The sequence below is a fragment of the Acidithiobacillus sp. TH-A36 genome, assembly GCF_057473445.1.
In genome coordinates, this window is sequence record NZ_JBYCKP010000333.1 from 1 (window position 1) to 7,456 (window position 7,456).

At 53.1% G+C, this 7,456-nt stretch carries 8 protein-coding genes and 1 pseudogene; 3 read left to right on the forward strand and 6 right to left on the reverse strand.

Annotated features, from left to right (window positions below):
• From AC2VLY_RS08930 to AC2VLY_RS08940, 3 genes and pseudogenes are all read left to right on the forward strand, one after another.
• Window positions 1-500, forward strand: a pseudogene (locus AC2VLY_RS08930) (hypothetical protein); the annotation flags it as partial.
• Window positions 501-566: 66 nt separating this feature from the next.
• Window positions 567-818, forward strand: coding sequence for a hypothetical protein (locus AC2VLY_RS08935; protein ID WP_031573920.1), 252 nt, complete (start codon window positions 567-569; stop codon window positions 816-818).
• Window positions 819-852: 34 nt separating this feature from the next.
• Window positions 853-1,848, forward strand: coding sequence for a methyl-accepting chemotaxis protein (locus AC2VLY_RS08940; RefSeq protein WP_486922129.1), 996 nt, complete (start codon window positions 853-855; stop codon window positions 1,846-1,848).
• An 11-nt stretch (window positions 1,849-1,859) separates the two neighbouring features.
• Here the strand turns inward: AC2VLY_RS08940 and AC2VLY_RS08945 are convergent, their stop codons facing one another.
• The 6 genes from AC2VLY_RS08945 to AC2VLY_RS08970 all read right to left on the reverse strand — a co-directional run.
• Window positions 1,860-2,642, reverse strand: coding sequence for a PilZ domain-containing protein (locus AC2VLY_RS08945; protein WP_486894348.1), 783 nt, complete (start codon window positions 2,640-2,642; stop codon window positions 1,860-1,862).
• 176 nt (window positions 2,643-2,818) lie between these two features.
• Window positions 2,819-5,068 carry an EAL domain-containing protein gene (locus AC2VLY_RS08950; RefSeq protein WP_486894349.1) on the reverse strand — a complete coding sequence of 750 codons (2,250 nt, stop codon included), beginning with the start codon at window positions 5,066-5,068 and terminating at the stop codon, window positions 2,819-2,821.
• A 60-nt stretch (window positions 5,069-5,128) separates the two neighbouring features.
• Window positions 5,129-5,284 carry a hypothetical protein gene (locus tag AC2VLY_RS08955; protein WP_486894351.1) on the reverse strand — a complete coding sequence of 52 codons (156 nt, stop codon included), beginning with the start codon at window positions 5,282-5,284 and terminating at the stop codon, window positions 5,129-5,131.
• 929 nt (window positions 5,285-6,213) lie between these two features.
• Window positions 6,214-6,645 carry a hypothetical protein gene (locus tag AC2VLY_RS08960; RefSeq protein ID WP_486922130.1) on the reverse strand — a complete coding sequence of 144 codons (432 nt, stop codon included), beginning with the start codon at window positions 6,643-6,645 and terminating at the stop codon, window positions 6,214-6,216.
• A 24-nt stretch (window positions 6,646-6,669) separates the two neighbouring features.
• Window positions 6,670-7,023, reverse strand: a complete 354-nt coding sequence (locus AC2VLY_RS08965; protein ID WP_215883339.1) for a hypothetical protein — start codon at window positions 7,021-7,023, stop codon at window positions 6,670-6,672.
• 40 nt (window positions 7,024-7,063) lie between these two features.
• Window positions 7,064-7,456: outer membrane beta-barrel protein (locus tag AC2VLY_RS08970; RefSeq protein ID WP_486922131.1), on the reverse strand; the 393-nt coding region annotated here is incomplete at its 5' end.

Genomic DNA, 7,456 nt, shown 5'->3' on the forward strand with positions numbered 1-7,456 from the left:
AAACCGTCGGGCATTTACAGTTGCTGGAGGCTCTGGACTGCCCGGCCCTGCAGGGCTATCTGTTTGCCAAACCGATGCCCGCAGAGGCCGTGCCAGCCTGGGTAAAGGCGTTTAACATAATAAATTACATCGGTAATTCTGCTGCACCACGCAATCACCTCATGGGTATCACGGATACAGGGCTGTTGGGCGCGCACCAGATACGCGTACAAGAATCCATTCAGTACCTCCAGGGGAAGGGCTGTCTGCCGGAGCGGATCTTGGGCCGCGATGATGCAGAACATTGTCATCTGGCCCTGTGGTTGAACCAGCTGCCCGACCGCGCCGCTTTGCCGGTCGACGTGGATCAGCTCCATCACCGCCTGCACCAACTGCTAAGAGATCATGTCGGTCCACCGGGCAGTCCGCAAGCGCGGCAATTAGCTCAGGAGCTGCTGGAAACCAATGCCCAGCTGATAGATGTGTTACACCGCTTTCTGGGGCATCCCCATGTTCGGTAGGTGGGTGCTCTTTACCGGGCCTCAAAGGAAACGGTCTGCGTGGGACGATCATGGGGGGTATGCCAGATGAAGATTGCTAGAAAAATCCATTCCCTGTCCGGAGAAAGCATCACGCCTTTTCAGAAAAGGGTACTCACCCTATTGATCGGGGATTCTGGCCTGTCGGCGGAACGGATGCTTGATATCCTCCTCATGGAGGCCCTCCTGGGCTATTGCGTTGATCGCAGCACGGGGGTCTCTGGTGCTCCGGATATGTCGGCAGCGAGAACCCATGACATTACCCGTCCACAGGGTCCTGAGATCAGTGACCGTGCTTAATGCAGTGGATAAAAAATAGCGAGGAGAGATAACTGTGGCAGAAGAAAGTCAGGCAGTACGGGCATTACTGGAATATCTGGAGGCCCAATTGGAAGGTGATGGGCCGCGTATTGAGCAGATCCTTGTTGAGCACCCCGACTTTGAAGCCCTCGCGCAACCCATGATTTCCCGAGTATTGGGTTTACAGGAAAAAACCCATCAACTGGTGGAGCACTTGCGGGCGGTTACCGTCAATGTGGATGGGGCGGCGGCGGATATTGAAACAGCCATGCAGGAAGTGCAACAAAGTTCTGGTCAGGTTAAATCGGCCATTACGGATAATGTGTCTTCGGTGCAGTTGCTGCTCAAAAAGATTCAGGAAATTAGTCGGGTCGTGGGTACTATCAAGGATATTTCCTATAAAACCAATCTGCTCGCCTTGAATGCGGCCATTGAGGCAGCGCGGGCAGGAGAACATGGGCGGGGGTTTGCAGTGGTGGCTGATGAAGTACGCAGCTTGGCAGCCCATGTTCAGGAAGCAACCGTCGAAATCCGGGAGAGCATGGAACAGATTGCAGATTCCGGAAAAGCCATGCAACAGAAAAACAGCGCAGTTCAGGAGCAGACGGCTGGCGTCGATTCTGTCGTGCAGCGCTTATTGGACAAGTCGCATCATTTGCGGAAGATGACCACGCGATTACAGTTTGAAGCGACACAGGAGACGCACCAGCATTTCGTCGAGGTGGCCTTGCGCGAATCCGAAAAGGGCACCCAGGCACTGTCTCCAGATCACCTGCCGCTGCCCATGGATTCTCATGCCTGCCGTCTGGGGAAATGGTACGATGGTACCGGCCGGATGCAGTTTGCTTCCCTTCGTGGTTTTCAGGACTTGGCCGTCCCGCATCAGCAGATTCATCAGTTAGCCGTTCAACTCCTGCAGGCGGCGCAAGAACATGCACCCGATTTGCCGGCCTTGCGCGAAGCGCTGCAAAAGCAGCACGAAGTATTCCGAAAGGCGTTATCGATGATGCATTCAGACCTGTCTGCTTGAGGCTCTGCAAGTCAGTTTTTTAAATAAAACTCCCCTGGACGGAGGGTCCGGGAAGATTCCGAACGTTTTTTGAGTTCTTCGGCTTTTTTGCAGAGATACAGTTGCTCCGCCTTGGCGCGTTGCGCCTGGGTCAGGGTCATTTTGACCGCAACCAGAGCCCGAAAACCGCGCCCCGCAGGCCGGTTGTCGACCCGGACGATGATGGCAATGGTTTCGCAGGTACCACACTCGGGAACATCAAACGAAGCCAATAGGCTTTCTCCGGGCAGGAAGTCCGTTTCTTCGGTCAGAAAACTGAGTCCGGTCGGACTGAAGTCATAAATGCGGGCAATGGCGGTACGGCCATTTTTGCGTCCGAGAACCACGCTGCCTTCGATTCTGACGCGTTTATTATGACGGGTTTGGCGTTTATGGAGGATTTGGGGCATATCGAAATGCAGATCCCCCTGAAAAATGTACTTAAGTCGCGCAATGAAGGTGTAAATGCGGCTGTCTATTTCCAGAAATATCAGGGTGTTTTGATAATGCTCAGCCGGCAGAAGCGGGTTTTTCGGGGAAAATACCAAACCACCCTGATCACAGCCCCGGAAAACAAAATGTTGCCCGTCTTCACTCGCTTCATCAGAAAACAGCATGGCGTCGGCAGCCGTTGTCGTACATAGATGTTCGGGGATATGGACCTGAATGGATTCTGCAAATTCTGTCAGAACAGCCTGCTGATATTCGACCATGCTGTGCCCTGCGCGCATGGGCAACAGCATCCCTAAGTTGGTATCGTCGACGGAAAGGCTCATGGGTTCGCCAGGCTATGTGAAGTCTGTGGATTCCTCTGCTGGATAATGGTGCCGTATTCTGATGACGGACTGTAACAACGAAGAACATCTGTTGCAAATTTGAAACTATTCAGGTGAAACCACTCGGGGGAATGCTGGCTCTGTGTCATTGCTTGTGTCCAAAACAAACGTCGGCGTTAACGCAGCATCTGGGTCATTTCAGCGGCCTCCATGGGTTTGGCAAACAGATACCCCTGGGCATGCTGTACGCCCATGGCATCCAGGATCTCTGCCGTTTGATGGTCCTCAACGCCCTCTGCGACAACGTGAATCGACAAGGTCTTGGCCATGTCTACCATGGCGCGAACCATCTTGTGATGTTTGGGGCTATTGCGCATGGGATCTACCATGCTTTTGTCGAGTTTGATTCCACTGCATTCCAGTTCCACCAGATACTGCAGGGCTGCCGCACCGGTTCCGAAATCATCCAGCGAAAAATGCAGGCCCAGTTCACGACAGGCCCGGATCATGGCTGCTGTGGCTGGAATGTCACGTAAGGCGACTCTCTCGACGATCTCTAACCAGAGGTGATCCTGCTGCAGGGTGGGGTGACGGCGCAAAGTGTCTTTGAGAAAATCCAGTAATGCCTTGTCTTCGAGTTGTGAGGCTGCGAGGTTGATGTGCACATCCAGGCAGTGCCCCTGGCTATGCCATTGCGCGGCCTGAGCGCAGGCCGTCTCGATGATCCAGTGCCCGACCGCCTGCATCAGGGGGAGGGACTCCAGGATTTCCAGAAATTCTCCGGGGCTCAACAAGCCTCGGGTCGGATGTTGCCAGCGCAACAGCGCTTCAGCTCCGCTGATCTGGCGCGGGGACAGGGTGACAATGGGTTGCCAGTGCAAGCGGAATTCCCCGCGCTCAAGGGCATGCCGTAAATCATGGACGAGCGCTTGCCTTTCGGCCAGGGCCTCGCCAATATCATTATCGTAAAATTGCCATTGATCGCCGCCAGCCTGCTTGGCGGCATACATGGCGAGATCGGCATGATGGACGATTTCTTCGGCGCTCCCATCATCGAAAGGATAGACGCTGACCCCGATGCTCGCGCTGAGCGGCAGAGTGAGTTCCCCCCTATGGACATCCCGGTGTACGGTTTCCACCATTCTTTGGGCGATGGCCTCTGCTTCACTGATGTGGGTCATATCTTGCGCGAGCACCATAAATTCATCGCCCGCATAGCGCAAGACACTGTCTTCGCCGCGCAAGGCGCTGCGTAAATCGTGTGCGACCTGCTGGAGGGTTTCATCGCCGACATGATGCCCGAGGCGATCATTGATGGGTTTGAATCCATCCAGATCCAGAAAGAGCAGGGCAAACAAACACTGGTGGCGTTCCGCGCGGGCCATGGCGGTCGTGATCCGTTCAGTGACCACGCGACGGTTGGGTAAACCAGTCAGCATATCCCGGGTGGCGAGCCCTTCCATGCGTATTTCGAGTTTTTCGCGGTGCAGATTAGCCCCCAGCAGGTCGGTGATGAGGCGCAGGTGATCCCAGCGGTCTTCCGGAATGCGTGTGGGCGGTTGGCTCTGAAACCAGGAGATCGCCAAAACGCCCTGAAGGCCTTCTGGACCGGGTATGGGGATGGCCAGACTCCCCTGCAGACCGGCATCGACAAATTCGGGCATGGCATACATGGATTGGGGATAGTCGGGGACATAAACCGGCTCTCCCCGCTGCAAGGCAGCACCGGATGTGCCCAGATGATCGGGGAATGACCAGCTGGCAAAGGCCTGATAAGCCATCGGCAGACCATGAAAAAACCGATACTGGAGTTGTTGTCCTTCTGTCTGGCAGAGCAGGCCAGCACCGTCGGCCTGAGCCTCCATAATGGCCAGTTTCGCGGCTTCATGGAAAAATGCCTCCAGATCATAGACCCGGGCCAGTTGACGCAGCGCCAGAATGGCATCGTGTAGGCGTTTGCGTTCATAGGCCGTGCTCATCGCATATTGGCAGGCATCCAGCAAACGCAGTAGGGGCGTGATCCCGGCTACCGGGTCGGTCTGTTCCGTCACCGCCACACGAATGGCTTCACGGGTAAGAGATGTGCGCAGAAAAGTGAAAGTAGCCCAGATTTGCGGCAAAGGAATGGCCAGTTCGATATGCCGCTCTCCCATATGCCGCTGGGTATTCCAAAAAGCGCCATCGTAGGGACCGGCAAACAGCTTCTCCAGCCAGTCTTTTTGCATGGCCCGCAAACGGGCGGCCTGATCTGCGTCGCCGGGCAGGTTTGGGGGTTCGGGTTGGCTTTGTATGTGTCTGTACAGATCTTCGGCCAGTTCCGCCAGACGCGGGCGGAGGGTAGTCCCAAGACGTTTCAGGAGCAACGTGTCCTGTTCCGAGAAGGCGATCGGTGCGGCACTTTCGGGTCCTGCGGATGTCGTCGTCACCAGATGCGGTCCAGACCTGGATGGAAACTGTGCGCGGGTTTGGCTGCGCCATATGGGGGGTTATCCGGTTTCGAGATCATCTTCCCGCCCTTTCTCCAGCAATATACGGAGTTCCGCATCCACCACCAGGGTCTCAATGGTGTCATTCAGAGCGGTCCCAAAGTGGATATTCAACTGTTGCAAGGCCTGCAGCCTGCAAGGCTTGCCACGCGGCATCGGACACATGCACATTGACCTGATGGTTCCGAGTGGGTGGCGTTTTTTTACGGACGCAGTGGGGCGTTTTATGGGTACTATCGGCATCCATGATCATTTCCTGTCAGGCCAACCGCCCGATCAGTATGTGACTGCATATAACTCCGGTCAAATCTATCTGGAAACAAATTTCTTCTGGTGGTGGAGGCCGCGCCTACCCTACTCATGGCTAACACCGGGGCGGTGCATGGTCAGAGCTTGTGATCGTTCAGCTTTCAGCAAATGCCAAAGTGAATCTCCTCCAAACCGGATGATGTCTAATGGAAAAACTCATTGTTTCTTGATCGAGTCCAAGGAATACCCTGTTGAAATGCTCAACTGTAGGTCATAGGTGTTTCACTACGACCTTTTATTCGTGGGGGATGATCATGACGATTGTTACCAACTTTATTTGCACAAAATTTAGGGGCTTTGATCTTGAGCGGATGAAAAGTTACCAACTTTATTTATTTTTGAAAATCTCAATACGCTAATTTTAGGGGCCTATAACTTGAAAAAGTTACCAACTTTATTTGCATGCTACAGATGTTGTTAACGGACAATAGAGTATCATCCTTGCGTTTCCCCTGAATTAAGGGGGGCTGGATTTGCTTGACAGACGCACCCGACTCTACCGCGAATAATGCAGGCATGGTCAGGGGGTGGCGGTACTCGGCGAGGCCATTGCTCACGGACGACTGGTTGCCATAGCATTCTCTATGATCTGATGACTGGTAAAGACCGATAGCGGTCATTCATCGGCGGAAGGCAAATGACGTCATTCGACCTGTCTTCATGATTGGGGTGGCTGGAGAAGAAGATTGGCCCTTAATTTATCTTGCATGCAACTTGGAATGTTACGTTGCACCCGCCGTTACTGAAGTATAATTTAATTTATATAAACAATATTTTTATTTTAAATCTTGTATTTTTTCCGCACACAAATATCCTGACAAGGCTAATCGATCCAATGGCACTTCTCTCCATAAAGGGGTCCCTTCCAGATCTAATGTCCAAAATCCCATTTTGGCCGTTTTTGTGCATACCCATAAAAACCGTTGATCGATTTTCTTTAACAATATCCATTTTTTTTCATCTTTTTTAGGCTGTGCAAACAAACGACCAAAAATGGGGGATGTTGAGCTCAATGCTTCACTGGCGTATCCAGAAAACCATTCGTCGCTCAACATCGGTGCATTGATCGCCGGACTCAAAGCCTTTTTGTGATGAAAAGAAAACAGCATGTAAATGCCACCAAGCATTAACAAAAAAAGGATGAAGATAATGATCGATAGAAAAATTGAACGGGGCAAACTCAGATCGAGGCCTGATGAGGGCAACATAGTTGCTTCCCTACAGGCCCAGAGCTAAAAGACTTGTGCGGCGCGAGACAATAAAATGCGGCGCCAATATTTTACTTGTTGAACAGGCACCCCGTATTGTCGGGCAACAGCCGTTATCTGCTCCGATCCATACCTGCAGGCGGCCAGGGCAATCATTGCTTTGATGCTGGCGTCTGGTTGCCAGGCGTGCTTACTCAATCTCTCCTCGGGAAAGAGACGCCATGCATTTTCCAAGAGGTGATGCCAACTCTTTCTGATCAGCGTTGCCTCTACGCCCAGTTCATGGCCAAGCCTTTCGAATGACCAGGCGCGTTTTCTGACAGCGAGCAGAGCAAGGCTCGCACAAAGCGCTGAGGAAACTTTTACCGATTCAATCATGAGAAACTCCTTGACCATTTTCCATAATCATTACGCTGTTTCAGAACATGAAGCCGGTTTCGACCATGCCGCGCAGTTGTGTCGTGTTTGTACCATTTGCTCCCGAAAAGCCATCACCCTTGGGGCAGGAAGCAGCTACATAGGAAAGTTCAGCCCGGGCGAAGAACCCGCCACTCTGATAGGTCGGGGTCAGCGTGATGGACCAGGCGTGGGAATCGGCGGGGAGGTCAGTCAGTGATGAAGCGATGGCGTTAAGCCCCTCACCCGTTTTTCCGCCCACTTCCAGATACTCGGCACGCGCACCCAAAGAGATTGTTTGGGTAAAGCTATAGTCGGCCAATAGAGCGCCGCCATAATTATCGAATGCGTGCGGTATGCCTAGATGTGTCGACTTGGGTGTGTGCATGTACTGGAAATAGGGTTCAATCACCCA

Bases quoted from the DNA above. Each gene is read 5' to 3' on its own strand.
- AC2VLY_RS08935 (WP_031573920.1), top strand. From the start codon at position 567: ATGAAGATTGCTAGAAAAATCCATTCCCTGTCCGGAGAAAGCATCACG.
- AC2VLY_RS08945 (WP_486894348.1), bottom strand. From the start codon at position 2,642: ATGAGCCTTTCCGTCGACGATACCAACTTAGGGATGCTGTTGCCCATG.
- AC2VLY_RS08955 (WP_486894351.1), bottom strand. From the start codon at position 5,284: ATGCCGCGTGGCAAGCCTTGCAGGCTGCAGGCCTTGCAACAGTTGAAT.
- AC2VLY_RS08960 (WP_486922130.1), bottom strand. From the start codon at position 6,645: ATGTTGCCCTCATCAGGCCTCGATCTGAGTTTGCCCCGTTCAATTTTT.
- AC2VLY_RS08965 (WP_215883339.1), bottom strand. From the start codon at position 7,023: ATGATTGAATCGGTAAAAGTTTCCTCAGCGCTTTGTGCGAGCCTTGCT.